This is a genomic window from Xanthobacter luteus (assembly GCF_040049235.1).
Taxonomy (GTDB): domain Bacteria; phylum Pseudomonadota; class Alphaproteobacteria; order Rhizobiales; family Xanthobacteraceae; genus Xanthobacter.
The window spans coordinates 105563-131305 of record NZ_JBDZDO010000006.1 but is presented as its reverse complement, the minus strand read 5'-3'; the positions used below and the strand labels follow the sequence as shown (position 1 = coordinate 131305).

General features: G+C 71.3%; 26 protein-coding genes and 1 pseudogene. 12 read left to right on the top strand and 15 right to left on the bottom strand.

The annotated features are described in order from the left end of the window. Positions 1-175 precede the first annotated feature (175 nt). The 3 genes from ABLE88_RS18040 to mepK all read left to right on the top strand — a co-directional run bounded on the left by ABLE88_RS18040 (position 176) and on the right by mepK (position 5002). Positions 176-916 (top strand): response regulator, encoded by a 741-nt coding sequence (locus ABLE88_RS18040; RefSeq protein ID WP_348833085.1) that lies wholly within the window; start codon positions 176-178, stop codon positions 914-916. Positions 917-1073: 157 nt separating this feature from the next. Continuing rightward, positions 1074-3203, top strand: a complete 2130-nt coding sequence (locus tag ABLE88_RS18035; protein WP_348833084.1) for a L,D-transpeptidase family protein — start codon at positions 1074-1076, stop codon at positions 3201-3203. A gap of 236 nt (positions 3204-3439) precedes the next feature. Continuing rightward, positions 3440-5002: a peptidoglycan L,D-endopeptidase MepK gene (gene mepK, locus ABLE88_RS18030; RefSeq protein WP_348833083.1), complete on the top strand. Its 1563-nt coding sequence runs from the start codon at positions 3440-3442 to the stop codon at positions 5000-5002. 64 nt (positions 5003-5066) lie between these two features. Here the strand turns inward: mepK and ABLE88_RS18025 are convergent, their stop codons facing one another. Then, positions 5067-5330, bottom strand: coding sequence for a DUF2312 domain-containing protein (locus ABLE88_RS18025; RefSeq protein ID WP_348833082.1), 264 nt, complete (start codon positions 5328-5330; stop codon positions 5067-5069). 201 nt (positions 5331-5531) lie between these two features. Here ABLE88_RS18025 and ABLE88_RS18020 point away from each other — a divergent pair, with 201 nt between their 5' ends. Continuing rightward, the gene (locus ABLE88_RS18020) at positions 5532-6470 is read left to right on the top strand and encodes a DMT family transporter (RefSeq protein ID WP_348833081.1); all 939 of its coding nucleotides are present in this window, start codon (positions 5532-5534) and stop codon (positions 6468-6470) included. A gap of 99 nt (positions 6471-6569) precedes the next feature. Continuing rightward, entirely contained in the window at positions 6570-7103 is a 534-nt protein-coding gene (locus tag ABLE88_RS18015) for a DUF1036 domain-containing protein (protein ID WP_348833080.1), read from the top strand. 96 nt (positions 7104-7199) lie between these two features. On the opposite strand, the gene ABLE88_RS18010 is transcribed toward ABLE88_RS18015, so the two are convergent. From ABLE88_RS18010 to ABLE88_RS17980, 7 genes are all read right to left on the bottom strand, one after another. Continuing rightward, entirely contained in the window at positions 7200-7850 is a 651-nt protein-coding gene (locus tag ABLE88_RS18010; protein WP_348833079.1) for a tetratricopeptide repeat protein, read from the bottom strand. 176 nt (positions 7851-8026) lie between these two features. Next, on the bottom strand, positions 8027-8152 hold the full coding sequence (ykgO, locus tag ABLE88_RS18005; protein ID WP_013167868.1) for a type B 50S ribosomal protein L36: 126 nt from the start codon (positions 8150-8152) through the stop codon (positions 8027-8029). Positions 8153-8292: 140 nt separating this feature from the next. Further along, a complete protein-coding gene (gene rlmH, locus ABLE88_RS18000) occupies positions 8293-8775 on the bottom strand; it encodes a 23S rRNA (pseudouridine(1915)-N(3))-methyltransferase RlmH (protein ID WP_348833078.1) in 483 nt (160 codons plus the stop codon). A 16-nt stretch (positions 8776-8791) separates the two neighbouring features. Beyond that, positions 8792-9154: a ribosome silencing factor gene (gene rsfS, locus ABLE88_RS17995; RefSeq protein ID WP_348833077.1), complete on the bottom strand. Its 363-nt coding sequence runs from the start codon at positions 9152-9154 to the stop codon at positions 8792-8794. A 135-nt stretch (positions 9155-9289) separates the two neighbouring features. Next, entirely contained in the window at positions 9290-9928 is a 639-nt protein-coding gene (locus ABLE88_RS17990) for a nicotinate-nucleotide adenylyltransferase (protein WP_348833367.1), read from the bottom strand. Between the two features lie 47 nt (positions 9929-9975). Next, a complete protein-coding gene (locus ABLE88_RS17985) occupies positions 9976-11217 on the bottom strand; it encodes a glutamate-5-semialdehyde dehydrogenase (RefSeq protein WP_348833366.1) in 1242 nt (413 codons plus the stop codon). A 225-nt stretch (positions 11218-11442) separates the two neighbouring features. Next, positions 11443-12354 (bottom strand): hypothetical protein, encoded by a 912-nt coding sequence (locus tag ABLE88_RS17980; RefSeq protein ID WP_348833076.1) that lies wholly within the window; start codon positions 12352-12354, stop codon positions 11443-11445. A 238-nt stretch (positions 12355-12592) separates the two neighbouring features. Between ABLE88_RS17980 and ABLE88_RS17975 the strand changes: the two genes are divergently transcribed. Next, positions 12593-13414, top strand: a complete 822-nt coding sequence (locus ABLE88_RS17975) for an FG-GAP repeat domain-containing protein (protein ID WP_348833075.1) — start codon at positions 12593-12595, stop codon at positions 13412-13414. 3 nt (positions 13415-13417) lie between these two features. Here the strand turns inward: ABLE88_RS17975 and proB are convergent, their stop codons facing one another. Further along, positions 13418-14542, bottom strand: coding sequence for a glutamate 5-kinase (gene proB, locus ABLE88_RS17970; protein ID WP_348833074.1), 1125 nt, complete (start codon positions 14540-14542; stop codon positions 13418-13420). A gap of 253 nt (positions 14543-14795) precedes the next feature. On the opposite strand from proB, the gene ABLE88_RS17965 reads away from it, so the two are divergent. Further along, positions 14796-15416, top strand: a complete 621-nt coding sequence (locus ABLE88_RS17965) for a hypothetical protein (protein ID WP_348833073.1) — start codon at positions 14796-14798, stop codon at positions 15414-15416. A 302-nt stretch (positions 15417-15718) separates the two neighbouring features. On the opposite strand, the gene ABLE88_RS17960 is transcribed toward ABLE88_RS17965, so the two are convergent. Next, positions 15719-16201, bottom strand: a complete 483-nt coding sequence (locus ABLE88_RS17960) for a Rossmann-fold NAD(P)-binding domain-containing protein (RefSeq protein WP_348833072.1) — start codon at positions 16199-16201, stop codon at positions 15719-15721. 17 nt (positions 16202-16218) lie between these two features. On the opposite strand from ABLE88_RS17960, the pseudogene ABLE88_RS17955 reads away from it, so the two are divergent. Further along, positions 16219-16546 (top strand): annotated as a pseudogene (locus ABLE88_RS17955) (winged helix-turn-helix transcriptional regulator). Between the two features lie 463 nt (positions 16547-17009). Here the strand turns inward: ABLE88_RS17955 and ABLE88_RS17950 are convergent. Continuing rightward, positions 17010-17591 carry a TetR/AcrR family transcriptional regulator gene (locus ABLE88_RS17950; RefSeq protein WP_510182918.1) on the bottom strand — a complete coding sequence of 194 codons (582 nt, stop codon included), beginning with the start codon at positions 17589-17591 and terminating at the stop codon, positions 17010-17012. Positions 17592-17738: 147 nt separating this feature from the next. Here ABLE88_RS17950 and ABLE88_RS17945 point away from each other — a divergent pair, with 147 nt between their 5' ends. After that, complete coding sequence (locus ABLE88_RS17945; RefSeq protein WP_348833070.1) at positions 17739-18155, top strand: 4-oxalocrotonate tautomerase; 417 nt, start codon at positions 17739-17741, stop codon at positions 18153-18155. 173 nt (positions 18156-18328) lie between these two features. Here the strand turns inward: ABLE88_RS17945 and ada are convergent, their stop codons facing one another. Continuing rightward, positions 18329-19420: a bifunctional DNA-binding transcriptional regulator/O6-methylguanine-DNA methyltransferase Ada gene (gene ada / locus ABLE88_RS17940; RefSeq protein ID WP_348833069.1), complete on the bottom strand. Its 1092-nt coding sequence runs from the start codon at positions 19418-19420 to the stop codon at positions 18329-18331. 240 nt (positions 19421-19660) lie between these two features. Between ada and ABLE88_RS17935 the strand changes: the two genes are divergently transcribed. Together ABLE88_RS17935 and ABLE88_RS17930 are read left to right on the top strand one after the other, a co-directional pair. Continuing rightward, entirely contained in the window at positions 19661-20110 is a 450-nt protein-coding gene (locus ABLE88_RS17935; RefSeq protein ID WP_348833068.1) for an ester cyclase, read from the top strand. A gap of 139 nt (positions 20111-20249) precedes the next feature. Next, positions 20250-20975 (top strand): 2OG-Fe(II) oxygenase, encoded by a 726-nt coding sequence (locus tag ABLE88_RS17930; protein ID WP_348833364.1) that lies wholly within the window; start codon positions 20250-20252, stop codon positions 20973-20975. Positions 20976-21050: 75 nt separating this feature from the next. Here ABLE88_RS17930 and ABLE88_RS17925 read toward each other — a convergent pair whose 3' ends face one another. After that, positions 21051-21731: a flavin reductase family protein gene (locus ABLE88_RS17925; RefSeq protein WP_348833067.1), complete on the bottom strand. Its 681-nt coding sequence runs from the start codon at positions 21729-21731 to the stop codon at positions 21051-21053. A gap of 519 nt (positions 21732-22250) precedes the next feature. Here ABLE88_RS17925 and ABLE88_RS17920 point away from each other — a divergent pair. Continuing rightward, entirely contained in the window at positions 22251-22946 is a 696-nt protein-coding gene (locus ABLE88_RS17920) for a class I SAM-dependent methyltransferase (protein WP_348833066.1), read from the top strand. 113 nt (positions 22947-23059) lie between these two features. Here ABLE88_RS17920 and ABLE88_RS17915 read toward each other — a convergent pair whose 3' ends face one another. Together ABLE88_RS17915 and ABLE88_RS17910 are read right to left on the bottom strand one after the other, a co-directional pair. Beyond that, entirely contained in the window at positions 23060-25204 is a 2145-nt protein-coding gene (locus tag ABLE88_RS17915) for a xanthine dehydrogenase family protein molybdopterin-binding subunit (RefSeq protein WP_348833065.1), read from the bottom strand. Continuing rightward, complete coding sequence (locus tag ABLE88_RS17910; protein WP_348833064.1) at positions 25201-25665, bottom strand: (2Fe-2S)-binding protein; 465 nt, start codon at positions 25663-25665, stop codon at positions 25201-25203. The genes ABLE88_RS17915 and ABLE88_RS17910 overlap by 4 nt, the downstream gene beginning before the upstream one ends. Positions 25666-25743 lie beyond the last annotated feature (78 nt).

The window sequence follows — 25743 nt, the reverse complement described above, 5'->3', positions numbered from 1 at the left end:
TTCGGCCCCGCCGGCCGGCCCGGCGCGCCGGCGGCGCGGAAAGGCCGGCGCCAGAATCCTCCCAACCCCGCTGCGCCGCAAGGGTCTTGCGCAATGGCGCGGCGCCTTAGACTTGCCTTAACCATCGCCGGCCAAGCTCGCGCATTGTCTTCCGCCCCCGCCAGCCCGGACGCCCATGACCTCATCCCTGCTCCTCGTCGAGGACGACCCCGACGAGGCCCGCCGCCTCGCCGCCTGCCTCGCCCATCTCGGCCACCGCACCAGCTGGGTGGAGGACGGCGACGCCGCGCTGGAGCGCCTGTCGCGCGAGCCGTTCGACGCCATGCTGCTCGATCTCGTGGTGCCCGGCCTCGACGGCATGGGCGTGCTGCGCGCGCTCGCCGCGCGCGGCGACGCCGTTCCGGTGGTGGTGGCGGTGACGCCCGCCGGCCTCGAGGGCGCGCGCTCGGCGATCCGGGCCGGCGCCTGCGACTTCGTGGTCAAGCCGGCCGGCGCCCTGCGGCTCGAAGTGGCGCTCGCCAACGCTTTGGCGCGCGGCCGGGACGCGGCGCCCCGCCGCGCCGGGACGTCCCCCGCTTCGGGCACTCCGTCCGCGACGGCCCCCATTTCCGCGCAGGTGATCCGCCTCGCCGACCGGGTGGCGCCCGACCCGGGCGCGAGCCGCCCCCTCGCCGTCCCGGCCGAGCGCCTCGATCTGCTGGACGGCGCCGGCCATGTGCGCCCGCTCGACGCGGTGGAGGCGGAGCTGATCCGCTTTGCCTGCGCCCTTTATGGCGGGCGCCTGACGGAGGTGGCGCGGCGCCTCGGCATCGGCCGCTCGACGCTCTACCGCAAGCTGGCCCAGATCGAGCACGCCGGACCCGCCGCAGCGGAAGCGGCGTCCAGCCCCGCTTCGCCGGCGATAGCCGCCGAGTAACCATATCGGCCGGACCCCGGAACCTCCCGTCGCAGGGTTTGTTGCTGCCAAGTTACAGACGAACGAATTCCTTGCGCTACGCAAGCTTGTGAGTTGATCGGCCGGCATCGAAGCGGCACCTAGACAACTCGCGGGCCATTTTGAGGAGGTCGGACCCATGCGGGTTGATCTGCAGGGGAAGCTGGGGCGTGCGGTGGCGTGCGGCAGCCAGGTGATGCGCCGCGCGCCCGCCGGCGCGCGGGCGGCGATGCTCGCGGCGCTGATGGCCACGCTCGGCGCGAGCCCGCTGCGCGCCGAGCAGCCCGACCTTCCCGGCGCCGCGGAGCTTCCCGCCGGCGCGGCGCTGGCCTCCCCGCCCACCACCATCTTCCGCCCGGGCAATGTGGGGCCCATGTCCCTGCCGCCGGGCCGGAGCGCCGAGCCCGCGGCGGCGCCGGTGACCCATTCCGCCGGCTTCGGCACCTCCACCGCGGTGTCGGGCATCGATGCCGCCGGCAGCGGCGAGCACGCAAGCCCGCTCCAGGCCGCCACGCCGTCGGCGGCGCCCCCCGCGCAACCGGCCGAGCACGCCGCGCCGTCCCGCGCCGCGCCGAGCCAGGCGGAGGCGCCTCTGCCGGCGCCCCCGGCTGGCCCCGCAGCGACGGCCGCTCAGCCGATTCCGGCCTCGCCCGCCGCCAGCGCGGCCAACACCGGGACCGCGCTGCCGCCCGCCCCCGCCCAGAGCGCCGCGCAGCCGGCGGTCATGCCGCCTGCGGACACCGCTCCCGTGGCCCAGGCCGATCCTCTCGCTCTGGTGGCGGGCGAGGTGCGCGCCCTGCTGGCGCGGCCCGAGGCCGTCACCGCCAACAAGTCGTTCCAGGAGGGCCTTGCCGCCTTTTACGGCGCGCGCGAGGGCCGGCCGATCTTCGTCGACGCCGCGGGCTTCGACGCGCGCGGCATGGCGGTGATCGCCCGCCTGCGCGCGGCGGCGGAGGACGGCCTCGACCCGGACGACTACGCCGTGCCGCCGCTGCCGCGCCGGGCCGACGCCCTGACGCTGGCGCGCGCCGAGTTGCACCTCGCGGTCGCCGCCCTCACTTATGCGCGCCACGCCCAAGCGGGCCGCTTCGAACCCTCGCGCATCTCCGCCCTGGTGACGCCGAAGCGCGACATCCCCGACCCGGCGGCGGTGCTCGAGACCCTCGCCGACGCGCCCGACGCCGACGCCGCCCTCGCCGGCTTCAACCCGCCCCATGCGGGCTACCGGGCGCTGAAGGCGAAGCTCAAGGAGGTCGCGGGCCAGACCGCGCCCAAGATCGTCGCGATCCCCGCCGGCCCGCTGCTGCGGCCCGGCGCGAGCGACCCGCGCGTTCCCGCTTTGCGCACCCGCCTCGGCGCCGCCGGCGCGGCGAACGATCTGATCTACGACCAGGCCTTGGTGGAGGCCGTGAAGGCGTTCCAGGAATCGAGCGGCGTCTCCGCCACCGGCAATGTGGGCGCCTCCACCATCGCCGCCTTGAACAAGGATGCGGGTGGGGGCGGCGGCAGCCTGGCCACCGACGTGATCGCCAACATGGAGCGCTGGCGTTGGCTGCCGCGCGACCTGGGCGAGGCTTATGTGATGGTCAACATCCCCGAGTTCATGGTGCGCATCTACCAGGGCGACAGGAAGGTCCACGAGACCCGCGTGGTGGTGGGCAAGCCGCAGACCCCGACCCCGCTGCTCACCCGGGACATGCAGTACGTGGTGGTGAACCCGGCCTGGAACATCCCGCCCTCGATCGCCCGCAACGAGATGATGCCGCTGCTGCGCGCCGACCCGAGCGCGCTCGGCCGGCGCGGCATCCAGGTGGTCAGCAACGGCTCGGGCGGGGTCTCCTTCCGCCAGCCGCCGGGCGAGCGCAACGCGCTGGGGCGCATCAAGTTCATGTTCCCCAACGACCATTCGGTCTATCTCCACGACACGCCCTCGCGGGCGCTGTTCCAGAACGAGCGCCGCGCCTACAGCCACGGCTGCATGCGGGTCTACGAGCCGCTGAAGTTCGGCGAGGTGATCTTCAATCTGGGCATGCCCGGCGAGACCTGGACCGAAGGGCGGATCGCGAAGATGTTCGGCAGCGCCGAGCGCTACGTGAACCTCAAGCGGCGCTTCCCGGTGCACGTGGTCTATTTCAACGCGGTGGTCGACGGCGCCGGCCGGCTGAGCGTGCGCGAGGACCTCTACGGCATCAACGCGCAGGTGAAGGCCATTCTCGGCCTCGATGGCCGCCGCCGGATCGCCGACAACCAGACCAGCCGCACCCGCTGACCCCGGCGGCGGCGCCCGACCGCCGATTCGCCGACAGGCGCCGTGGCACGATGGCCACGGTCAAGTGGAAATCGGCGTCGGCACGTTTTCGCCATAGTCCGCCGCTACTCACGACGGCGTGACATGGGGGCGACGGGCGTAAATCCGCCCTTAACCGAACCCGACAAGACTCCGATTGCATCGCGCCACGGCAACAGTCGCGGCACCGACCAGACCTGAGCCTCGGGTTCGAGCCATTGCAGATCACCGCCGCGCCGCAATCCCTTCTCTCCCGCCTCGCCGGCGCGCTCGATCGGCTGAAGGTCGCGGGGTTAGGCGTCATCCTGGCGGTGTGCGGCACCACTGCGCTGCAGAATGCGGTGGCCAACGGCGACACCCGCACCCTTGCCATCCACCACACCCATACCGGCGAGAGCGGCACCTTCACGTTCAAGAAGGACGGCCGCTATGACGCCGCGGTGCTCGAGAAGCTCAACTGGTTCCTGCGCGACTGGCGCACCAACGAGCCCACCAAGATGGACCCCCAGCTGTTCGACATCCTCTGGGAGGTGTGTCGCGAGACCGACGTCGAGGCGCCGATCCAGGTGGTGAGCTCCTACCGGTCTCCCGCCACCAACGCCATGCTGCGCTCGCGCAGCCGCGGCGTGGCGAAGACCTCCCAGCACATGCTGGGCAAGGCCATGGACTTCTTCATCCCCGGCGTCGAGCTCGCGCGCCTGCGGGAAGCGGGCCTGCGGCTCCAGCGGGGCGGCGTCGGCTTCTATCCCACCTCCGGCTCGCCGTTCGTGCATATGGATACCGGCTCGGTGCGCCACTGGCCGCGCATGAGCCACGACCAGCTGGCCCGCGTGTTCCCCGACGGCAAGACCGTCCACATCCCCTCCGACGGCAAGCCGCTCGCCAACTATCAGGTGGCGCTGGCCGAGATCGAAGCGCGGGGCTCGCGCCCCGGCGTAACCGTGGCCTCCGCCGATTCCGGCAAGGGCATCAAGGGCTTCTTCAGCAAGCTCATGGGCCGCAAGGACGAGGAGGAAGACGAGAGCCGCGGGTCCGAGCCGCAGGTGGCCTCGGCCGCCGCCGCCAAGACCCCGGCCACCGCCGCCCCGGCGCCGGCCGCCGATGCCGCCGCCCCGCGTCTCGCCGCCGCGCCGCTGCCGCGCCCGCGTCCGGCCGAGATCGCCGGCGCCGCGATCGTCACCGCCTCGCTCGCGGGCGCCCCCCTCGCCGGCGCCCCCTTGCCGCCGTCCCGTCCGGCGGCGCGGGCGGAGCCGAAGCCCGCCGCGCCGGTGCCCGGCGTGCAGGTGGCGAGCCTTCCCGGCGCCCCGCTTCCCGAGCTGATCACCGGCGCGCCGGTGGGCGGCTCGCTCTACGATGCCGGCGCCGCGCTCGGCTATGCCGCGGCGGGCAATATCGGTCCCGAGGCCGCGCCGCTGCACGGCGGCGCCGTGCTGGCGGCGCCGGCGCACGCCGCTGCCCCGGCGCCGCCTTCGGCCGTCGCCCGGCTGCGCGCGCGCGGCAAGCCGGTGCCGCAGGCCCCCGAACCGGTGGTGCAGGCGGCCTCCGCCGCGACCTTCGACCGGCTGTTCCTGTCGCCGAGCCTCGCCTCGGATCTCACCCTGCGGCCGCCGGAGCTGCGTGTGTTCACGGCCTTCGTGTCGCCGCCCCAGACCGTGGTGGCGCAGGGCTTCTCCCGCGACGGCAGCTTCGGGCTCGATCCGCGCTTCCGCGGGGCGGCGGTGGTGCCGCTGCCCACCTACGCCTTCCGCGCGCCGTCCGTGGTGGTCAGCCAGCGCATGTGAGCCCCGGGCCAGGGCCGAGGCCCGGGCCGAGGCCAAAGCCGGGCGGCGCCCGGCCCGGCGGGTGTCATGCGAAAATGCCGAGCGCCTGGCAATAGAGGTCGACGATCGCCTCGTGCTCCTTGCGATCGTCCACGTCCTCCTTGCGGATCTTCAGGATGGTGCGCAGCGCCTTCACGTCGAAGCCGTTGGCCTTGGCCTCCGCGAACACGTCCTTGATGTCGTCGGCGATGGCCTTCTTCTCCTCCTCGAGCCGCTCGATGCGCTCGATGAGGGACTTCAGCTGTTCCTTGGCGAACCCCGCGGGGGCATCTGACACGTCTTCCGCCACCTGGCAGACTCCTCAAGCTGATGGGCCGTCGATAGAGGCCCTGCGCCCGGGCGCCGTCAAGGACGCGTCCCCGCTTTCCACGCCCCGGTGCGCCATCGCGCCGGCTTTCGCCGCGGCCGGCGGCATGCGAGTCTACCGCCCCACCGCAGCCTTCGCCCCCGCCGCCGCGCCCGCCGATCCGCCCGCCACAAGCCTCGCCCCATGACTGCCCAGTCGCCATCCCGCCTCGCGCCAGGCATCCTCGCCCTCGTCCTCGGCGCGTTCGCCATGGGGGCATCGGTGCTGTTCGTGCGATTCGCGGACGTGGGGCCGTTCGCGAGCGCCTTCTGGCGCGCCGCGCTCGCTTTGCCCTTCCTCGCCGCCTGGGCGGGGCTGGCCGGAAAACCACACGGGGCGAATCGCACCGGGACGCGCCGCACGTTGCCGCGCGCGAGCCTGGTGGCGGGGCTGTTCTTCGCCGGCGATCTGATCTTCTGGCACCTCGCCATTCTCGGCACCAGCGTCGCCAACGCCACCGTGCTCGCCACCACCTCGCCGCTCTGGGTGACGCTCTATGCCGCGCTCGTGCTGCGCGCCCGGATTTCGGCCGCAAGCCTTTGCGGGCTAACGCTCTGCACCGCCGGCGCGCTGGCCCTGGTGGGGGAAAGCTGGCACCTCGATCCCGCCCGGCTGCCCGGCGACGCGGCGGGGCTGGTCACCGCCGTGTTCTTCGCCGGCTACTTCCTCGCGGTCCGCGCCGCCCGGCGCCACAGCGGGCCGGCGACGGTGACCCTGGTCTCCACCGCCGTGACCAGTCTGGCGCTGCTCATCGTCGCCCATGCGCTGGAGCCAACTATTTGGCCAGCATCGACAAACGGCATCGCGGCGCTGCTCGCGCTCGCCCTCGTGAGCCAAGTGGGCGGGCTCGGCCTGGTCTCGGTCGGGCTCGCCGTGGTGCCGCCGGTGTTCGGCGCCCTGGTGTTCTTCCTGGAGGTGGTCAGCGCCGCCGCCCTCGGCGCGCTGTTCCTGGGCGAGGGCCTGAGCCTGGCCCAATGGGCCGGCTCGGCGCTGGTGGTGGCGGGCCTCCTCGTCGCCCGCCCGCGCCCGCCTTCGTCGCGCCGCGAAGGGCGTCCAGAAGTGCGCCGGCCCGCCGAGCATTGACGCGGCCGCCCAAGGCGGGCACACAAACCCACCCGGCGCGGCCTCGGCCAAAAGTCGAGGCCTCGGGCGGAAGGTCATGGATCCATCGAACGCGGAAAGATGTCTCGCGGCTTCCTCGGCATGACACCAGGCGCGATCCGCTCCCGGCCCTTCGGCGGTCGCGCGGCAGCGGTGCGCCTCGCGGCCCTTGCCGCGCTGGCGCTGGTGCTCTGGCCCGCCGCCGCCCATGCGGACTTCCGCCTGTGCAACCGGACCCAGAGCCGCATCGGCATCGCCATCGGCTACAAGGAAGGCGACACCTGGCTCACCGAGGGCTGGTGGAACGTGAGCGCCAACAGCTGCGAGACGCTGCTGCGCGGCGACCTGCCGGCCCGCTTCTACTATCTGTATGCGGTGGACTACGACCAGGGCGGCGAATGGGCCGGCAAGGTCCATATGTGCACCCGGGAGAAGGAATTCACCATCCGCGGCGCCGAGGACTGCCTGGCGCGGGGCTTCGAGCGCACCGGCTTCTTCGAGGTGGACACGCAGCAGCAGAAATCCTGGACCGTCCAGCTCACGGAGGCGAACCAGTCGAGGCCGCCGCCCCAGGCGGCCGCGCCCCTGCCCCCGCCGCCGCCCAGGAGACCTTGAGCCGAGAGGACCGGCAGCCCAGGCCGGCGTGACCGCGCAGAAGGCCAGGGTCGGCGCCTCCCCGCACCCTGCGCGCCGCGGCCTGCGCCACGGGGCTCAGATGTTGCGGCCTTCCACCTTCACGGCGAGCTGCTCCTCCATGTCCTCGGAGCCGTCGATGCGCGGATTGACCGCGCGCGCCCGGCGCACCGCCTCGAGGGCGCGCTTGTCGTCGCCCAGGTCGCGGAAGATCAATGCGAGGCCGTACATGGAGGGGAAGTGGCGCGGCTCGCGGGCGATCACCTCGCGCAGATCGGCGAGCGCGCCGGCATAGTCGTCCTTGATGTAGCGCAGGGTCGCCCGCTTGCTGATGGCGCCGATGTAATCGGGCTCGATGACGATCACCTGGTCCAGCAGTTCGAGCGCGAGGTCATACTGCTTGGCGTCCGCCGCCGCCAGGGCACGGGCCATGAGGATGTCGCAGCTGGGCGAGCCGGAATCGGAGAAAATCTGCTCGAGCCGGTCGGCGATCTGCTTCGAGGAGCGGTCGTCGGGCGCCACCTTCAAGGCCGCGAACAGGCCCTCGAGCTGGGTGCGCTTATCCTTCGGCGGCCGGGGCTTAGGGACCTCGGCGGCCTTCTGGTCCGGCTTGGGTGCCGCCTGCGGCGCCGACTTCGGCTGGCCGGGCGCAGGCGCCTGGGCGCGGGCGGTGCCACCGAGAAGGCCGAGCGCCAGCAAGCCGCAGGCCGCGAGGCGGAGGGCGCGCACCCGAGGCGCGAAAACAGAAATAGGCGGCGTGGTCTCGGCACTCATGGGAAAAGTGTCGAGCGTCCGCCGCCGTTCGTCAACCGGCAGAAAGGCAGGGGCGCGCGGTGGTGGGTCACGATCCGGCGATGCCGGCGGCGACGCGCTCCAATCGCGCGTCGGCCGAACTGGCGCCGGGATCAGCCCTGGCGCGCCTTGAAGCGCTTCTGGGTCTTGTTGATGATGTAGACGCGGCCCTTGCGGCGCACGAGACGGTTGTCCCGGTGGCGGCCGAGCAGCGACTTCAGGGAATTGCGGATCTTCATGGTAACCAGCTTTCGGCCGACCGCGGCGCGCATGCCGCGCGGCTCGTCGACACCTTGTTTGATGGATCGAGCCGGCGTGATAAGGGCGAAGCCGCGTCCTGTCAATGCGTCAGGCCCGGCGGCCGGGCGCCGAGCGATGCTCAGGCGCGGTGATAGGGGTGGCCGCAGAGGATGGTGACGGCCCGGTAGAGCTGCTCGGCCGCCATCACCCGCACCAATTGGTGGGGAAAGGTCGCGGCGCCATAAGCGAGCAGCAGCGTCGCACGGCTGCGCACCTGGCCGCTCAGCCCGTCCGCGCCGCCGATGACGAAATAGATCGCCGGCACGCCGCCGTCGCGCCGCTCGCGGATCCAGCCGGTGAAGGCTTCGCTCGACAGGTTCTGGCCGCGCGGGTCGAGGATCACCAGCGCCGCGTCCGCGGGGAAGGCGGCGACCAAAGCCGCGCCCTCCTCGGCCATGCGGTCCTCGGGGCGGCGGGCGGTGGATTCGCCAATCTCAACCATGTCGACCTGGGTGAAGCCGATTTGCCGCCCGCCGGCGCGGGCCCGGTCCAGATAGCGGGTCACGAGGTCGCGCTCGGCTCCGGCTTTCAGCCGGCCGACGCAGGCGAGGACGAGACGCACCCTTCCTGCCCGCCGATCAGGCGCGGGCGGGGCCGGACCACATCTTCTCGATATTGTAGAAGCTGCGGACCTCAGGCTGGAAGATGTGCACGATCACGTCGTTCGCGTCGATCAGCACCCAGTCGCAGGCCGGCTGTCCCTCGATCCTGACGCCCTTGACGCCCGCCTGCTTCAGCGCCTCGATGAGGTGCTCGGCGATGGCGCCCACGTGCCGCTGGGAGCGGCCCGAGGCGATCACCATGAAGTCGGCGATGGACGTCTTGCCGCGCAGGTCGATCGAAACGACGTCCTCGGACTTGTCGTCTTCGAGCCGGGCTATGACGAGTGCGAGCATCTCCTCAGCGTCGAGCGCTTCGGAGAGCGGGGCGGGCGCCTTCATCGGGGCGGCCGCCGGGAGAGCGGTCGTGGACAGGGGTCCGTATCCTCTCGCGTTGCGTGGGCCGCGGGTGGCCGCACCCGCGCGCACCAGAACAGAATGCAGGCAAATCAACGAATTTTCAAGGGTTACTCGCAATCAGGCCGGCGATGGCCCCGCCCCGTCCCGCCGCGCCGCCCGGATCTGCGTTGACGACACAGGGGATTTCAGCCCGTGGAGGAACACCCAGGCGGGCGGGGCGAGGTTGGCCAGCAAAGGCGCGTCGCTCTCCTCGATGCGGTAGCGCCCGAGCGCCTGGGCGGCGCGCGAGGCGGTGGCGGCGAGGCTCTGGCCCATGCGGTCCACCACCGCGATGGGCACCAGATCGGCGATCTCGCGCCAGCGCTGCCAGCGGTCGAAGCGCGCCAGATTGTCCGCCCCCATGATCCAGACGAACCGCACCTGGCGCATCCGCGCGGTGAGCAGGCGCACGGTCTCGTAGGAATAGCGCACGCCATAGTCCGCCTCGAAGGCGGTCACGTCGATGCGCGGATGGTGCGCCACGGCGCGGGCGAACGCCACGCGCGCCTCGATACCGGGCAGATCGCTGTTGTTCTTGAGCGGGTTGCCGGGGGTGACGAGCCACCACACCCGGTCGAGCCGCAGCCGGTGCAGCGCCAGAAGGCTCGCCGCCCGGTGCGCGCCGTGGGCGGGATTGAAGGAGCCGCCGAACAGCCCGACCCTGAGGCCGGGCGTCGCCAGCGGCAGACGGCGCGCCGCGCGCGCGCTCAGGCACACCGGGCCAAGCGCGGCCTCCGCCTCGCCCTTCGTCGCCAGGCGCGCGCTCACGGCCGGGTCTGGCCCTGGCCGTGGACGCGATACTTGAACGAGGTGAGCTGCTCGGCACCCACCGGCCCGCGCGCATGCATGCGGCCGGTGGCGATGCCGATCTCGGCGCCGAAGCCGAACTCGCCGCCGTCGGCGAACTGGGTGGAGGCGTTGTGCAGCACGATGGCCGAATCCACCTCGGCCAGGAACCGGTCCGCCGCCGCCTGATCCTCAGTGACGATGGCGTCGGTGTGGTGCGAGCCGTGGGCGTCGATATGGGCGATGGCCTCGTCCAGGCTGCCCACCACCTTGGCGGCGATGATCGCATCCAGATACTCGGTGTCCCAATCCTCGGCGGTGGCGGGCGCCACGCGCGGATCGGCCGCCGCCACCGCCGCGTCGCCACGCACCGCGCAGCCGGCGTCGATCAGCATCTGAACCAGCGGCTTCAGGTGGGTCGCGGCCGCGTCCTTGTGCACCAGGAGCGTCTCGGCGGCGCCGCATACGCCGGTGCGGCGCATCTTGGCGTTGAGCACCACGCTCTTGGCCATGGCGAGGTCGGCCGCCTTGTCGATGAAGACGTGGTTGATGCCGTCGAGATGGGCGAATACCGGCACCCGCGCGTCCGCCTGCACCCGGGCGACGAGGCTCTTGCCGCCGCGCGGCACGATCACGTCCACCGTCCCGTCGAGCCCGGCGAGCATGTGGCCCACCGCGTCCCTGTCGGCCACCGGCACCAGTTGGACCGCGTCCGCGGGCAGGCCTTCGGCCTCCAGCCCAGTGACCAGGGCGCGGTGGATGGCGGCCGAGCTCCTCAGCCCGTCCGAGCCGCCGCGCAGGATCACCGCGTTGCCGGCGCGCAGGCACAGAGCGGCGGCGTCGGCGGTCACGTTGGGCCGGCTCTCATAGATCACGCCGACCACGCCGATGGGCGTGCGCACGCGCTCGATGACGAGGCCGTTGGGCCGCGTCCAGCGGTCCACCACCTCGCCCACCGGGTCGGGGAGGCCGGCGACGGTCTCGATGCCTTCGGCCATCGCGGCGATGCGGGCGGGGCTGAGGGTCAGGCGGTCGAGGAACGATCCGGTCATGCCGGCGGCCTGCGCCTGCGCCACGTCCTGCGCATTGGCGGCGAGGATCTCGGCCGCGCCGGCGCGGATGGCGGCGGCGGCGGCCTTCAGCGCCGCGGTCTTGGCGGCGGGATCGGCGAGCGCGAGCACGCGCGCGGCGGCGCGGGCGCGCCGGCCCATGGCGGCCATGAAGGCGCCGAGCTCGGCCGGCGGCACGGGCCGGCCCGCTTCGGCGGGGTGGTCGGCTCGGGCGGCAGCGGCGGAAGGCATGGCGGTGTCTCGCGACGAAAATCAGGAGCGTCCCGCGGATGGGGACGCACTTCCCTACCACGGCAGATAGGAAAAGCGACAGATCGGCGCAACCGGCGCGGGCGCCTTGGTCCCTTGGCGCAGACGCCCGAGCCAGGCCGCGCCTCAGACCTCAAAGCCCCGGTAGGGGTCGTCGAGGCCCTCCCGCAGATGGCCGTAGGCGATCGAGAGGACGGAGCAATGGAGGATGACGGCGATGACGTTCACGAGGGCGAAGTATAGCGACACGGCCAAGTCCAGCACAAAAGGAAGACGCCCTGCGAATTGCTCATACATCGCTCCCGGAGAGAACGGCGCAGCCGCCGGCGGCCCGTCCGGGAAAGGGAACAAGGGCAGGTAGAAGACCAACAGCGGGAGTTCCACCGGCAGCGTCACCGCCACCAACAAAAGGACCACGAGAAGACCGCAAGCGAGGAGCCGCAGCGTATTGCCGCGTCCCATGCTCCAGACTTCGCTCCAGGGCATCGGATGGCCCAGCGCCCGCGTCGGCAGACGGAGAACCAGGCGGGCGAGCACGGCAACGTACGCCGCCATGAAGACAAAAGGGCTGATGAACAGTGGGACCTGGATCGCCGCAGGGCCCAGCAGGGTCCGCCCAATCATCAGCAATCCGATCATGGCCGCGAGGCCAATCATCGTGAGGAGGCTCACGCCCAGGAACAGGAGGAGGAAATCGAAAACGTATCCGAAAGCCCGGCCGATCCATCCGCCGAGGGCGAGGCCGGTCAGGCTGCCCAACCCATGCTCCACCTCATTGTGCGTGAGCACGGCCAACGCCACATAGACGCAGATGTCAGCGAGCATGATGGCAAGGTCCAGCGCGATCCAAGACGCGGAGGGAGCCGCGGCCGGGATCAGAGCGAAGTCGGCTGCCGATCCGAAGATGACAGCCATGAACACGCCGGGAATCAGCGTATAGGCCAAAAGGAAGAGCCAATGATGCCTTGCGATGGCCCAGGTCCAGCGCAAGGCGAGCATGATCGTTCCGCGAACCGGCAGCTTCACGCGCATGTCCATGGCCACCTCGCCCCCAGCCGGACGATGCGCGGAGCCCCTACGTCCGCGCTCAACCGCCGCGTGCGCGACCGGTATCTGAAGCGGCGCGACCTGTCGAGCAGCGTCGGCGCCGTGGCCGGTCCTGCGTCGCGCGATCGCCGCACCGCGTCGGCGGGCCGCGCGCGGCTTTGTGAGGTGCGGCGCGCACGGGGCATGCTAGTTGCCCCGCGACCGGGCGCCCCCGGCCGGGGCAAGCACCATGCCGTCGAACTCGATCGCGCCGTCGCTTCTGTGCTGGCTCGCCTGCGCCGCGCTCCTCGCGCCGGCCGCCCCCGCCTTGGCTCAGGCGGGGGGCGGCGCGGGCAGCATCACCGAGGCGGCTCTCACCGATCCCACCCAGCGCTACCGCCATTTCGTCCTCGGCCGCGACGTCGAGCCGTCGAGCCTCGTCGCGCGCCTTGCCGACGGACGCACGCTGAAGCTCGCTCTGCCTCCCGACCAGGTGTTCGAGGACCGGGCGGCGCGCATCGCCGATCTCGACGGCGACGGGCGCAACGAGGTGGTGGTGGTGCGCTCGTCTTTGAGCGAGGGCTCCGCCGTGGTGGTGGTGGGCGAGCGGGACGGGGCGCTGCGCATCCTCGCCGCGGGTCCCGCCACCGGCGGCCCGAACCGGTGGCTCAATCCCGCCGGCATCGCCGACTTCAACGGCGACGGCCGGCTCGACATCGCCTATGTGCAGCAACCCCATGCGCTGGGCCGGCTGCGGGTCCTGAGCTATTCCGGCGGCCGGCTCGTGGAGATCGCCTCCCTCGGCGGCGTCTCCAACCACGTGGCGGGCTCGGCGGAGCTCGGCCTCTCGGCCGTGGCCGACTTCAATGGCGACGGCATCGCCGACCTCGCGGTGCCGAGCCTCGACCGGCGCACCTTGCGGTTCATCACCTTCCGGGACGGGGCGCGCGAGTTCGCGGCCCATCCTCTGCCCGCGCCCGCCACGTCCGGCTTCAGGCTGGTGCGTGGACAGGGCGGCCCAATCGTGGACGTGGGGCTCGCCGGGGGCCGCCGGGCCGCCGTCGCCCCCTGACCTCTACGGCGCCCCGAGCGCCAGATCGTCCCGGTGCACCATTTCGGCGCGGCCCTTGATGCCGAGGATGGATTCGATCTCCGCCGTGGAGCGGCCCTTGATGCGCTCGGCATGGTCCGCGTCGTAGGCGACGAGGCCGCGGCCGATCTCGCCGCCGTCGGGGCCGCGCAGCACCACCGCGTCGCCGCGCTCGAACCCGCCCTCCACCCGGGTCACCCCCGCCGGCAGGAGGCTCGAGCCGCGCCGCAGCGCCGTCACCGCGCCGGCGTCAAGATGCAGCACGCCGCGCGGCTCCAGCGCGCCGCCGATCCAGCTCTTGCGCGCCCGCGCGGGGTTGGCCGCGGTGAGGAACCAGGTGCAGCGCCCGCCATCCAGGATGCGCTTCAGCGGGTTCTTGCCGTGGCCCGGGGCGATGAGCATGTGGGTGCCGGCGGTGGTGGCGATCTTTCCCGCCTCGATCTTGGTGCGCATGCCGCCGCGCGACAGCTCGGAGCCGGCGCCCCCTGCCATGGCCTCGATCTCCGCCGTGATGCGCGGCACCACCGGGATGTGCCGGGCGTCGGGGTCCTGCGCCGGCGGCGCGGTGTAGAGCCCGTCGATGTCGGACAGAAGCACCAGCAAATCGGCGCTCGCCATGGTGGCGACGCGGGCGGCGAGGCGGTCATTGTCGCCGTAGCGGATCTCGGAGGTGGCCACCGTGTCGTTCTCGTTGATGACCGGCACCGCGCGCAGGTTGAGCAGGCGCGCCAGCGTCGAGCGGGCGTTGAGGTAGCGGCGGCGCTCCTCCGTGTCGCCCAGGGTCAGCAGCACCTGGCCGGCCGTGATGCCTTCGTGCGACAGGGTCTCGGACCAGGTGCGGGCGAGCGCGATCTGGCCCACGGCCGCGGCGGCCTGGCTGTCCTCCAGCTTGAGCGCGCCCTTGGGCAGACCGAGCACCGTGCGGCCGAGCGCGATGGCGCCGGAAGAGACCACCAGCACGTCGCTGCCCTTGGCATGAAGCGCGCCGATGTCCTCCACCAGCGCGGTGAGCCACGGCAGGCGCACCCTGCCACGCGCCGAATCGACGATGAGGGCGGAGCCGACCTTGATGACGATGCGGCGGAAGTCGGCAAGGGATGGCGCGGTCATGGCGATCGGTGCGACAGTGGTGAAACGGGCTCCGCCGTGCGGGCGGGCCGGAGGCGGGAGCACGCAATAGGCCATCGGAGCCGCGAAGTCCAAGCCCGCGGCGGCGAAGTTCAAGCCTTCCGCTGGGGCGGCGCGCGGCGCCCGGTTGGTCCGGACCGGGTCCGGGCAGAAATAGCCGTTGCTCCGCGGCCCGCCATGCGGCTTTGCGGGAGAGGCCCGCATCGCGGCGGGCCAAGGGAAGGAGGAGGCGACCATGATCACGCATACGCTCATCCGAGCCGGCTTCTCGGCGGCTGCCTTGGCGGCCGGGCTGCTCGTCGGCAGCGCGGCGGAGGCCCAATCGCCGACCAGCGCCCAGCAGCAGGCGCTGCGCGCCTCGTGCCAGTCGGATTTCCGCGCCAATTGCTCCGGCGTCTCGCCGGGTGGGCAGGCGGCCCTCGCCTGCCTGCAGAAGAACGTGGCGAAGCTCTCGCCGGGCTGCCAGAGCGCGGTCACCGCGATCGGCGGCGCCGGCGCGCCCGCGGCGGCCCCCGCTGCGACACCGGCGCCCGCCCCGGCAACGACCACCACCGCGCCGGCGGCAGCGCCGGCGCCCACGGCCGCGCCGGCGCCGGCCAAGCCGACGAAGCCGCCAGCCACCGGCGCGCCGACGACCAAGCCGGCCGCCGCAGCGCCCCCCGCCCCCGCGCCCGCCCCGCGGGCGATCGTCCTGTCGCCGCGCGAGGAGATCATGCTGGTGCGCCAGTACTGCGGCGCCGACGTGCGGACCTTCTGCCGGGGCGTGCCGATCGGCGGCGGCAACATCGCCGCCTGCCTGGTGGCGAACTCGGCCCGGCTCTCCGCGCCCTGCCGCCGCGCGCTCACGGTGCGCTAGGGCGCGATCCGGCCATAGGCAACCAAGCCGCGGTTGCCTATGGCCGGTCGATCGGCCCGCAATTTGGCGCGGCAACCGGGCCGCAAAGGCGTGTGCCCGCTCGCGCACGGGCGACCGGACGCGCGGACCGGGCGGACCGGGCGGCCCGCGGCGGCGAAAGATGCCTCTCGACACAAGCCGACCCGTGCACCCCATCGGGCCGATTGCCGGCATTTCAGGACGTTCGTCCTGGATGTGCCGGTATCGCTCCGGCGACGGGCTGCGGCACGCCCGCCATGGCATCGCCCGCCCCGCCCCCGGCCCTAACCGGCAGCGAGGAACGCGGCCTTGTTGGCGATGATGAAATCGCGGACCAAGGTGGGAGCGCGGCCGGTCAATTCCTCGACCGTCGGCGTGACCGTCCCGTAGAATCCGAGCGCGGTCGCGATGTCGAACCCGCTCATCGCGCCGACCAGCGTCGGCGGCAGGCCCGCGCCTTCGAGCCCCTTGCGCAGCGCATCGACGGGAATGTCGGCGTGGGCGGGCGGCTTGCCGGTGACGCCCGACACGATGGCCGCGACCTCCTCGGGCGTCGGCGCGGCAGGTCCGTTGATCTCGTGGATGCGCTGCGTCGTGTCGCCGGAGGCGAGGGCCGCCGCGACGGCATGGGCGCAGTCGTCGCGCGTCACATAATGGCGCGGCTTGTTGCGGGTCGCGGTCGCCCAGCTCCCCGACTTCAGCGCCTGTGGCAGGAACCACAGCTGCCCGTCCGTGTAGAGGCCATGGCGCATGAAGGTCCAGCTCATGGGGCTCGCGGCGTGTGATGGTGGTGGGCGCGCTCGCCGATGGCCCGATGCGCTTCAACGCGATCCTGCGCAGGATCGGCACCATCGATCGGCACCATCTCCCATCGCATGCTGACATTGACGCTGCGCGGCCTGGAACGCGACGGCATGGTCGAGCGTCGGGCCTTCGCCACGATCCCACCGACGGTCGAGTACGAGCTGACGCCGCTCGGGCGCTCGCTCATCGATCCCCTGTGGGCGCTCGCCCAATGGGCGCAGGCCAAGCAGGGCGAAATCCAATCCGCGCGCGCCTGGTTCGACGGATCCGCGCGCGCCCGGTTCGACGGCCGCTCCGCCGTGAGCTGAAGCGAAGCCGGCAGGGCGCCGGCCGAGGCCGGCGGGAACTGGCCGGACTGCGCCGAGAGCCCGGCGTCGCGACGGGCGAAGCGGATCACGCGATAGCCGCGTGCCGCCAGTTCCTGGCACAACGGGACGGCCCGGCGCATCCTCTGAGCCCGCAACCGGCGATCAACGGGAGCCTCGGATCACCTCCGGCCGAAATGATCCGGGGTCAGCTCGATGCCATTGGCTTTCGCCATGATCACGGGCGCATCTCTTCCGGATCCGGCCGGGACCGGCCTTTCGGCGTGGGAAAGCAGGCGCAGGTCCGCAGGCCGCCGCGCGGGGCATCCCCTTCGCGCGAGGAACGGGTCGATTTCCGCCCAGGCCGCGCGAACCGGGCCGGTTGCCCGTCAGCAAGGCGCGCCGGGCGGATCCGTGGCACCGCCCAGCGCTGCCGCCTGGCCTCGCCCGATCGCGGCCCGGAGTGTCAGCCCTTCCTTGCGATCGCCAGGGCCGCTGAACGAACCGCTTGCGCAATGGCCTCCCCCGCAGCCGCGTCTTGCACCGATCGCGCAAGGGTGACGCCGCCGGACAGGATGGACAGAAGGGCCCATGCCCGCCGCATCCGCACGTCATCCGCCTTGCCGGGCAATCCGTCCGCAATGGCGCGCGCGACCCGATCTGCCTCCGCCTCGAACGCACCCTTGATCTCGCTGTCGGCGCGCTGGACGTCGGGCGCCAAACTCTGCAAAGCGCAACTTGAGCCCAGCTCGCAGGTTCTCTTCTGGCCCAAATAGAAGTCGATGAAGACCTCGATCCATTTTGCCCCGTGTTCGGCCCGGAGCGTTTCGATGGCGGCCCGCAATTCATTGACGCCGGCCACGACGGCTTCCTTGAACGCCGCATCCTTCGAGGGGAAATGGCCGTAGAAGGCCCCCGAGGTCACGTCCGCCTCTTTTGCCAGGCCATCGACGCCGATGCCGCCGAAGCCCTTGCGGCGGAACCCCCGGCCTGCTGCGGCGATCATTCGGGTTCGCGCTTCTTCCCGGTGTCCAGCCCCGTATCGCATGTCGACGCCCACAATCCATAGCGATCGTTATTTTCGGAATTGACTCCATAGCGATCGTTATCCTATGGATTGCCGCGGTCGTTATATAACGATCGCAATCCAACGGCAAGGCTGTGGTCGCAGGCCTTCCAGCAACAGGTGTCGCTTATGCCCCTCACGCTCACCCTCACCCAAGGTGTTCTGCCCGATGGCGCCGAAGCGCAGGCCATCGCCCGCATCACCGATGCGTTCCTCGCCGCCCACGGCCTGTCCGGCAACAAAGTCATGACGCCGAACGTCACCGCGCATGTGAACATCCTGCCCAAGGGCGCGACGTTCGCCGGCGGCAGGCCGGTGGAAGGCGCCTGGATCGAGACCAAGACGCCGTCATTCGCCCTGGCCGATCACGCGGTTCAAGAGCGCTTCTTCACCGATGCGACCGAGATCCTGCACGAATTGTCCGGCCGCCGCCTGCCGAAGGACCGCATCTGGGCCAATGGCGTCCATGCGGTCGATGGCACCTGGAACATCAATGGTTCGCCGATGACCAACGCGGAAATCGGCGCCGCCGTCGCCAACGGCTGAAGGCCTTAAACCGCGCCGCACCGCGACCGCGAGCGGCCTCTCGGCCGCTCGCTTCGGTCCCGGGCCGGCCTCGGTCGCCGGTGCGGGACCTTGCTGAAGCTGCCTTCGTGCCCGCCGCGTCCCCCCGCCAAGAATGCCGAGGTTGGCATCAGATCCATGACCGCGTGCAAGAGCTACCCGCCCGGCGATGCCTCGCGCTCGATCAGAGCGCGCTTGCGCTCGACCCCCCAGGCATAGCCCGAGAGCGCGCCGTCGCCGCGCACCACGCGGTGGCAGGGAATGGCGACGGCGAGCTTGTTCGCGGCGCACGCGCCGGCGACCGCGCGGACGGAATTCGGTTCGCCGATGCGCCGGGCGATCTCGGCATAGGACGCCGTCGTGCCGGCCGGCACGTCCCGCAGCGCATTCCATACGCGCTTCTGGAAGGCCGTGCCGCGCACATCCAAGGGCAGATCGAGGCCGATCCGGGGCGCCTCGACGAGCCCGACGACCCGGGCCACGAGGGCCTCATAGCTCCTGTCGGCGCCGATGAGGCGCGCCTTCGGGAAGCGGTCCTGCAGCTCGCGCACCAGCGCATCGGGATCGTCGCCCAGAAGGATGGCGGCGACGCCCTTTCCGGTCGATGCGACCAGCAAGGCGCCGAGCGAGGTCTCGGCGACCGCGAACCTGATCTCCTCGTTCGCGCCCCCGTCGCGGTAGCGCGAGGGCGTCATGCCGAGCATGTCCTTTGCCTTCTCATAGAAGCGCCCGCTGGAATTGAAGCCGGCCTCGTAGATCGCCTCGGTGACGCTGCTGCCGGAGGCCAGCCCGTCCCGGACCTTCGCCGCGCGGCGGGCGGCGGCATAGTCCTTCGGCGTGACGCCCGTGATCGTCTTGAACAGGCGGTGGAAGTAGCTGGAACTGAGGCCGGCTGCCTCGGCCAGCGCCTCCAGCGGCGGCTCGTCCTCGCTCTCCTCGATGAGCCTGCACGCTTTGGCCACGCGCGCCGCATTCTCGGCGTCAGGCGAGGCGCCATCGGGATTGCATCGCTTGCAGGGCCTGAAGCCGGTGGCCCGGGCGCGCTCCAGACTGTCGTGAAGCTGAACGTTCCTGGGGTTGGCGAGGCGCGCGGGGCATGACGGGCGGCAATAGACGCCCGTGGTGGAGACCGAATACCAGAGCTGCCCGTCCGCCGTCTTGTCCCGCGCGACGATCCGCGCCCAGCGCGGATCGTCCGCGACCGACGGCGGTGCCGGCATCCGGGATTTTGCGCGCGCCGAGGTCATGGTCTTTCCTCTTGCATCATAAGGCAGCTTGCGCGGTTTATCCCGGTCGCCGCAGCCCCGCACTCCGCTGCTTGCTGTCAAAGCCGAGGCGCGGGGCGGCCGGCGCGTGCGTGGCTTCACGGCTTGGGGCTTCGATGCGGGAGCAAGAACCGGAGTTTGCGCGCCAATCCCGCAGGCTACGAACGCGCCCGGCCATCGGATCCATCCGGCGGCCCGCAGCAATGATCAAGAGGCCCATCCATGAGCTTGCAAGAGGACAACAAGGCCATCGTCGGCCGCTGGTTCACCGATTTCTGGGGCAAGACCTGTGATCTGAGCGTGGTCGACGACATCGCCGCGCCGGACATGCTGCTGAAATACTCTCTGCATGAGCCCCGCAGCGGACGGGAAGACATCAAGGCGTTCATGAGCGATTTCCGCGCCGCCTTCCCTGACCTGCATTTTTGGGGCACGGCCGACCTCATCGCCGAGGGCGACCACGTGGTCGGCCAGTGGGACGGCGGCGGCACCCATACCGGCCCCGCGTTCGCGGATTTCCTCGCGGGCGGCCTGCCCGCCAATACGGGCCGCACGATGCGCTTCACCGGCATCACCATCCTCAAGCTCAAGGACGGCAAGATCGTCGAGGAGATCGGCCTTGACGACGGGGTCACCGCGCTCACGCAGCTCGGGCTGCTGCGCGCCGTCTGATCGCGCGCGGGCGGCTCCTGCCGGCCCATCCTCCGGATGCGCCGCGCGGGGGCCGCCGGGCCAGCTTGGAAGGAAAAGCGCGATGCTCGCCAAGGGTCGCAAGACCAAAGCGGACGGCTCCGGGACACCCGGGCAAAGCATGCCGGCCGCCGGTCCCGGAGCAATCGAGGTCAGGGTGGGCGCGGTGGACTGGACCAAGGTCCACGCCGATCTCGATGCCCAGGGCTGGGCCATCGCGCCAAAACTGCTCGTTCAAGCGGAGGCGGACCACATCGCCGGCCTCTATCACCAGGAGCAGGGCTTCCGCAGCCACATCATCATGGCCCGGCACGGCTTCGGTCGCGGCGCGTACAAATATTTCAGCTACCCGCTACCCCCTTTGATCCAGGCGCTGCGGACGGCCGCCTATGCCCGGCTCGCGCCGATCGCCAATCAGTGGCACGAACGGATGGGCAAGGAGATGCGGTTCCCACAGGGCCACGCCGCATTCCTTGAGCGCTGCAGTCAGGCGGGGCAGGCCCGGCCCACGCCGCTGCTTCTCGAGTATGGTCCGCAGGACTATAACTGCCTCCATCGGGATCTCTATGGCGAGCTTGTCTTCCCCATGCAGATCGCGATCCTGCTGGATCAGCCGGGCGAAGATTTCGAAGGCGGCGAGTTCGTGATGACAGAACAGCGCCCGCGGATGCAGAGCCGGGCGATGGTTCTGCCGCTTCAAAAGGGCGACGCCGCCATCTTCGCCGTGAGCAGCCGCCCGATGAAGGGCGCGCGCGGCGACTACCAGGTGAAGATGAGCCACGGCGTCAGCGAGATCCGTTCGGGAAAGCGGCATACGGTCGGGGTGATCTTCCACGATGCCCTCTGAGGCGCCTGCGCCAGCGCCTGACGAAGCTCGGCGCAGGCGAAGGGGCCCGGGCGATCCCCGCCAAGCATAGAATGCTCAGACGGCCTGCAATTTCGCGCGGTCCACATCCGGGCTGCGGTAGAGCTCCTCGGGAATGGCTGCAAGACGCGAGGCATGGACTTGGCCGGCAGCGAGCCCGTAGAACTTCTGGAAGCTCATGATCAGCGGACGCCACTTGTCGGGGTCGATCCGGTTCGGGTCGCCGTCCATCAGGATGCCCGGCAAGGCATGGATGCGCTGGATGCGGACTTCAAAGATGGAGAGCGCGCCCTGCCAGGGGCTATCCGCGCCGAGGCCATGCTTTGTCGCCACCACCGCCTCCATCTGCACCGGGCATTCCCCGGCGCGCGGCGGACAGACGGTCTCGGACGCGACCTGTGTCAGGCCGGCCGCCTCGAATTTCTTCGGCTCGTAGCTGTAGCCCTTCGCGACTTTCGAACTCGGAACCGGGTTCGAGCCGGTCAGGCGCGCCAGACGATTGACCGCGCCGGCCTCATCAACCGACGGCAGGTTCAAGACGCACTCGCCCGTGCGGATCATGTTTTCCGTGGTCTTGGAGGAGGAGGCAAGGCCGAGCACGCATCGCCATCCGAGCCAGAAGGCGGACGACATGGGTGCGATATTGGCGCTCCCGTCCTCGTTCCGGGTGCTGATGAGCACAACGGGCGTCCCGAAATACAAGATCGACGGCTCTGTGTGGATGTGATGGTCGCGCATGGGTCCCTGACCTTACCGTGGTGTGATGGCGTTCAGCTACGACCGGCGCGGCCAACGCGGCACCCCGGTTTTTGTTTTCAAACCAGAGCAGGCCGCGTTCGCGCGGATATTGCGGCGGGTCTGCGCTCGGCGATCACCACGGCGATCGACGCTTGGCATCCGGCTCGAAGCCGGGCCGGACGCAAGCGGCGCGGTCCGTCTCCTGCCCTCGCCGCTTGACGGCCCGAGGCGGTTTCAGCTACCCAAATGGCGCTCTGGCGGAGCTGAACGGCACGGGCCGGAAAACTACTTGCCCCGAATGCGAGACGGACCCTCGCGGGGGAAGTACCATGACCTGCCACCGCTCTCACCTCGCTTTTCGTGCCATCTGCCCCCTGCCCGTGGCCGGTGCCATCGCAGCATGTCGCCACCGCGATCTCGGCTCCCGCCCGCCACGGCCGCGCAGCGCGCGCGGCCGATGTTCCGACCTGGCTGCGGAGCCGAAAACTCTTCTCCATGACGACCTGGAGAGGTTCCACAATGACTGAAGCTGCGATTTTTCTGCCGCTCGCCGAAGCCTATGATCGCTGGGCGCGCGTCTATGACCTGCAGGACAATCCCATGGTGTTCGGCGCAAGCCGGATCGTGGAACGTCTGGCCAAGACCGTGCGCGGGCAAGCGGTGGTCGAGCTCGGCTGCGGCACCGGCCGCCATCTCGTGCTCCTGAAGCAGAACGGCGCCGACCCCCTGGTTGGCTGCGACCTTTCGGCCGGCATGCTGGCGCAGGCGCGGGCGCGGGACCTCTCATTGGTCCTGTTCCAGCAGGACATGGCGCAGCCTTTGCCGCTGGCCGACTTTTCCGCCGACCTCGTCCTGTTCTCGCTGGTGCTCGAACATATGGCCGACATGACCGGCCCGCTGCGGGAGGCCGGCCGCCTCCTGCGTCCCGGGGGCCGGATCGTCGTGATCGAGATCCATCCCTTCCTGTCCCTGTCCAACGTGGCCGCACATTTCCGCGATGGCGGGACGATCGTCGAGATGCCGACGTTCGCCCACCCGTTCTCCGATCATCTGAACGCCGCAGCGGCCGCCGGCCTGCGCATCGCGCAGGCGCGGGAATGGCACCCTCGGGACTTCGACGGCCCGGTCCCGGACAAGCTCTTCAAGCGCGGCCCCGACTGCCCGCTGCTCGTGGAATTCGAGCTTCGGCCCATGACTTCCGATCGGCAACCCTGATCCGATTGGCGCCCCGGTGGTGTCGGTCCGCCGTGGCAGCAGGTCGCGAGCGCATGAAAGAAGTCACGTGCCGGCTCTCCCGGCGCGGCGGCGCGGCCACGGGCCGGCGCCGATCATCCGGCATCGGCCAGCGGCAATGTCCGCCGCCGCCGGCCCCTCGCCTGTGCGACCGCATTCGCGACCGACGCGCCCGCCGGGCCCATGGCCGCTTCGCCGACACCCAGATAGGGCTCGCCCGGACGGTCGATCAGGCTGACGGTGACGTTGGGCGCCTCGGTGATGCGCAAGATCGGATAGCTGTCCCAATCCCGGCTGAGCACGCGGGAGCGGTCGAAATCGACCAGCTCCAGGAGCGTCCAGCTCGCGGCCTGGACCATGCCGCCTTCGATCTGGTTGCGGACGCCGTCGGGGCTGATGACCTCGCCGCAATCGACCGCACCCACCATGCGGCGGATGCGCGGCCGTCCGGAAGCGGCGTCGATCTCGGCCTCGCTGACCACGGCGACATAGGCGCCGGAATTGTCGAGCCGGGCGAAGCCGATGCCCCGGCCGCGTCCGGGCACGCGGCGGAAGGCCTGCCACCCGAAGTCGGCCACCGCTTGCTCGATGACGGCGACGGCACGCGGATCCCTGAGATGGGCAGCCCGGAAGGCCGCCGGATCGAGACCGGCGGAGAGCGCCAGCTCGTCCATGAAGCTCTCGATGGCGACCACATTCGCGAAGGCTCCCAGGCTGCGCAGGGCGGAAGAGCGCAGCGGCCCGTGCCGCACGAAGCGGCTGTCGACCCGTGCCGGCACCTCGTAATAGGGCTCGGCATTATAGCCGCCGCCGCCCCCCCACTGGGAGAACCCGCCCAGGAACGAGGCGGCGACCGGCGGCTCCACATGCTGGGCGGCGAGCAGCCGCGCAGCCCCGCCGGGCCGGGAGGCGTGCGGCGCGCTGACCACGATGTGCCGCCACGCGGCCACGCGCCCGGCGCGGTCCACTTCGCCGGACAGCCGCATCACCATGGCCGGGCCGTAGGGCTCCCACAAATGCTCGTCCTCCCGCATCCATTGCAGGCGGACGGGCCGGCCTGGCACGGCGCGGGCGATGAGCGCGGCATCGGCGGCCGCGTCGTCGGCGCCGTTGTGGCCGTAGCAGCCCGCGCTCTCCATGTGGATGCAGCGGACGCGGCTCTCGGGCAGGCCGAGGAGTCCGGCAAGCGACGCGCGCAAGGGATAGACGCCCTGGGCGTGGGTCCAGACCGTCAACCGCCCGTCGCGGAACTCCGCCACCGCCGCGCTCGGCCCGATGGCGCCGTGCATGCGATAGGGCACTTCATAGGTCGCCGAAATCCTGCGACCGGTCGACGGCGCCTCGTCCTCGGCGAGGCCGGCCTCAGCGCGCAGATAGGCAAAGAGGGCGTCCCGCCCGGGCAGGCTTTCGCTCTCGCGCCAACGGGCGGCGGACCGCAGATGGTCCAGCGCGCGGATGGCCTCGTCCTCGCGCTCGGCGACAACGGCGACGAAGCGGCCATTGCGGACGATCTCGGCGACCCCCGGCAACGCCGCCACCGCATCCGTATCGAGCGCGGCGAGCCTCGCGCCATAGCTCGGGGGCCGCAGCACCCGCGCGTGCCGCATGCCGGGCAGCCGGAAGTCCTGAAGGTAGGCCGCGCGGCCGGTCAGCTTCGCCGGGAGATCGAGGCGCGGCGCCGCGCGGCCGATCCGGCGATAATCCCGCGGCGGCTTGAGCGCCGCGCGCGCTGCCGGAGCGGCTTGTGCGGCGACGGCGCCGGCGAGCGCCCCGTAGCTCACGCGCCGGCCTCCGCCGCTGATGATGCCATCCTCGACGCGCAGCGCCGGGGCGGGAACGCCAAGCTGGCGGCTCGCCAGCGCGAGCAACGCCTCGCGCGCCGCCGCCGCCGCCCGGCGCACGGCCGTGCCGGTCGATTGCATGGAGGCGCTCCCATCGGTGTAGCCCTCGTTCGGGGCGCTCGCCGTGTCCACCGGCGCGACGACGATGCGCTCCGGCGGCACCTCCAGTTCTTCCGCCGCGAGCGTCGCGATGGCGGTGCGCAGGCCCTGGCCCATCTCGATGCGGCCCACATGGACGTGGATCGTGCCGTCGGCACGGACTTCGATCCGCTCGTTGAGGCGGCCGCCGGAGGGCAGGTCCGGCGATTGGCCCTGCGCGCCTTCGGGCAGGAGGATCGAAACCACGAGGGCGCCCGTCCCGGCGAGCAGCGTCCTGCGCGACAGATTCTGCTCCGTCATCGCGTCATCTCCCCGGCCGCGCGGCGGACGGCGCGGATGATCCGGTGATAGATGCCGCACCGGCACAAATGGCGCTCCAGCGCCATGCGGATGTCCGCCTCGCTCGGGTCGGGATGGTGGTCGAGGAGCACCTTGGCGGCCATGATCATGCCGGACGAGCAATAGCCGCATTGGGCGGCCTGCTCGTCCAGGAATGCGCGCTGGAGAGGGTGCGGCCGCTCCAGGCTGCCGATCCCCTCGAGGGTTTCCACGCTGTGGCCGGCGACGTCGCCGATCGCGGTCACGCAGGAAAAGATCGCTTCGCCCTCGACAATCACCCGGCACGCGCCGCATTGGGCGCGCCCGCAGCCGAATTTGGGGCTGTTGAGGGCGAAATCGTTGCGCAAAACGTAAAGAAGCGGGGCCGACGGATCGACCTCGACCGCCACCTCGGCGCCGTTGAGGCGGAATGCGACGTGCATGCCCGTGTCCTCCCTCTGGCCTCAGGCTTGCCCTGTGCGGTTTTCGCGGCACGGGCGGTCCGCTGCCGAGGAGCCGGG

What these genes read in the sequence shown, in the direction of transcription:
- ABLE88_RS18040 (WP_348833085.1), top strand. Translation starts at nt 176, where the DNA reads ATGACCTCATCCCTGCTCCTCGTCGAGGACGACCCCGACGAGGCCCGC.
- ABLE88_RS18035 (WP_348833084.1), top strand. Translation starts at nt 1,074, where the DNA reads ATGCGGGTTGATCTGCAGGGGAAGCTGGGGCGTGCGGTGGCGTGCGGC.
- ABLE88_RS18020 (WP_348833081.1), top strand. Translation starts at nt 5,532, where the DNA reads ATGACTGCCCAGTCGCCATCCCGCCTCGCGCCAGGCATCCTCGCCCTC.
- ABLE88_RS18015 (WP_348833080.1), top strand. Translation starts at nt 6,570, where the DNA reads ATGTCTCGCGGCTTCCTCGGCATGACACCAGGCGCGATCCGCTCCCGG.
- ykgO (WP_013167868.1), bottom strand. Translation starts at nt 8,152, where the DNA reads ATGAAGATCCGCAATTCCCTGAAGTCGCTGCTCGGCCGCCACCGGGAC.
- rsfS (WP_348833077.1), bottom strand. Translation starts at nt 9,154, where the DNA reads ATGAAGGCGCCCGCCCCGCTCTCCGAAGCGCTCGACGCTGAGGAGATG.
- ABLE88_RS17985 (WP_348833366.1), bottom strand. Translation starts at nt 11,217, where the DNA reads ATGGCCGCCATGGGCCGGCGCGCCCGCGCCGCCGCGCGCGTGCTCGCG.
- ABLE88_RS17980 (WP_348833076.1), bottom strand. Translation starts at nt 12,354, where the DNA reads ATGGACATGCGCGTGAAGCTGCCGGTTCGCGGAACGATCATGCTCGCC.
- ABLE88_RS17975 (WP_348833075.1), top strand. Translation starts at nt 12,593, where the DNA reads ATGCCGTCGAACTCGATCGCGCCGTCGCTTCTGTGCTGGCTCGCCTGC.
- proB (WP_348833074.1), bottom strand. Translation starts at nt 14,542, where the DNA reads ATGACCGCGCCATCCCTTGCCGACTTCCGCCGCATCGTCATCAAGGTC.
- ABLE88_RS17965 (WP_348833073.1), top strand. Translation starts at nt 14,796, where the DNA reads ATGATCACGCATACGCTCATCCGAGCCGGCTTCTCGGCGGCTGCCTTG.
- ABLE88_RS17960 (WP_348833072.1), bottom strand. Translation starts at nt 16,201, where the DNA reads ATGAGCTGGACCTTCATGCGCCATGGCCTCTACACGGACGGGCAGCTG.
- ABLE88_RS17950 (WP_510182918.1), bottom strand. Translation starts at nt 17,591, where the DNA reads ATGCGATACGGGGCTGGACACCGGGAAGAAGCGCGAACCCGAATGATC.
- ABLE88_RS17945 (WP_348833070.1), top strand. Translation starts at nt 17,739, where the DNA reads ATGCCCCTCACGCTCACCCTCACCCAAGGTGTTCTGCCCGATGGCGCC.
- ada (WP_348833069.1), bottom strand. Translation starts at nt 19,420, where the DNA reads ATGACCTCGGCGCGCGCAAAATCCCGGATGCCGGCACCGCCGTCGGTC.
- ABLE88_RS17935 (WP_348833068.1), top strand. Translation starts at nt 19,661, where the DNA reads ATGAGCTTGCAAGAGGACAACAAGGCCATCGTCGGCCGCTGGTTCACC.
- ABLE88_RS17930 (WP_348833364.1), top strand. Translation starts at nt 20,250, where the DNA reads ATGCCGGCCGCCGGTCCCGGAGCAATCGAGGTCAGGGTGGGCGCGGTG.
- ABLE88_RS17925 (WP_348833067.1), bottom strand. Translation starts at nt 21,731, where the DNA reads ATGCGCGACCATCACATCCACACAGAGCCGTCGATCTTGTATTTCGGG.
- ABLE88_RS17920 (WP_348833066.1), top strand. Translation starts at nt 22,251, where the DNA reads ATGACTGAAGCTGCGATTTTTCTGCCGCTCGCCGAAGCCTATGATCGC.
- ABLE88_RS17915 (WP_348833065.1), bottom strand. Translation starts at nt 25,204, where the DNA reads ATGACGGAGCAGAATCTGTCGCGCAGGACGCTGCTCGCCGGGACGGGC.
- ABLE88_RS17910 (WP_348833064.1), bottom strand. Translation starts at nt 25,665, where the DNA reads ATGCACGTCGCATTCCGCCTCAACGGCGCCGAGGTGGCGGTCGAGGTC.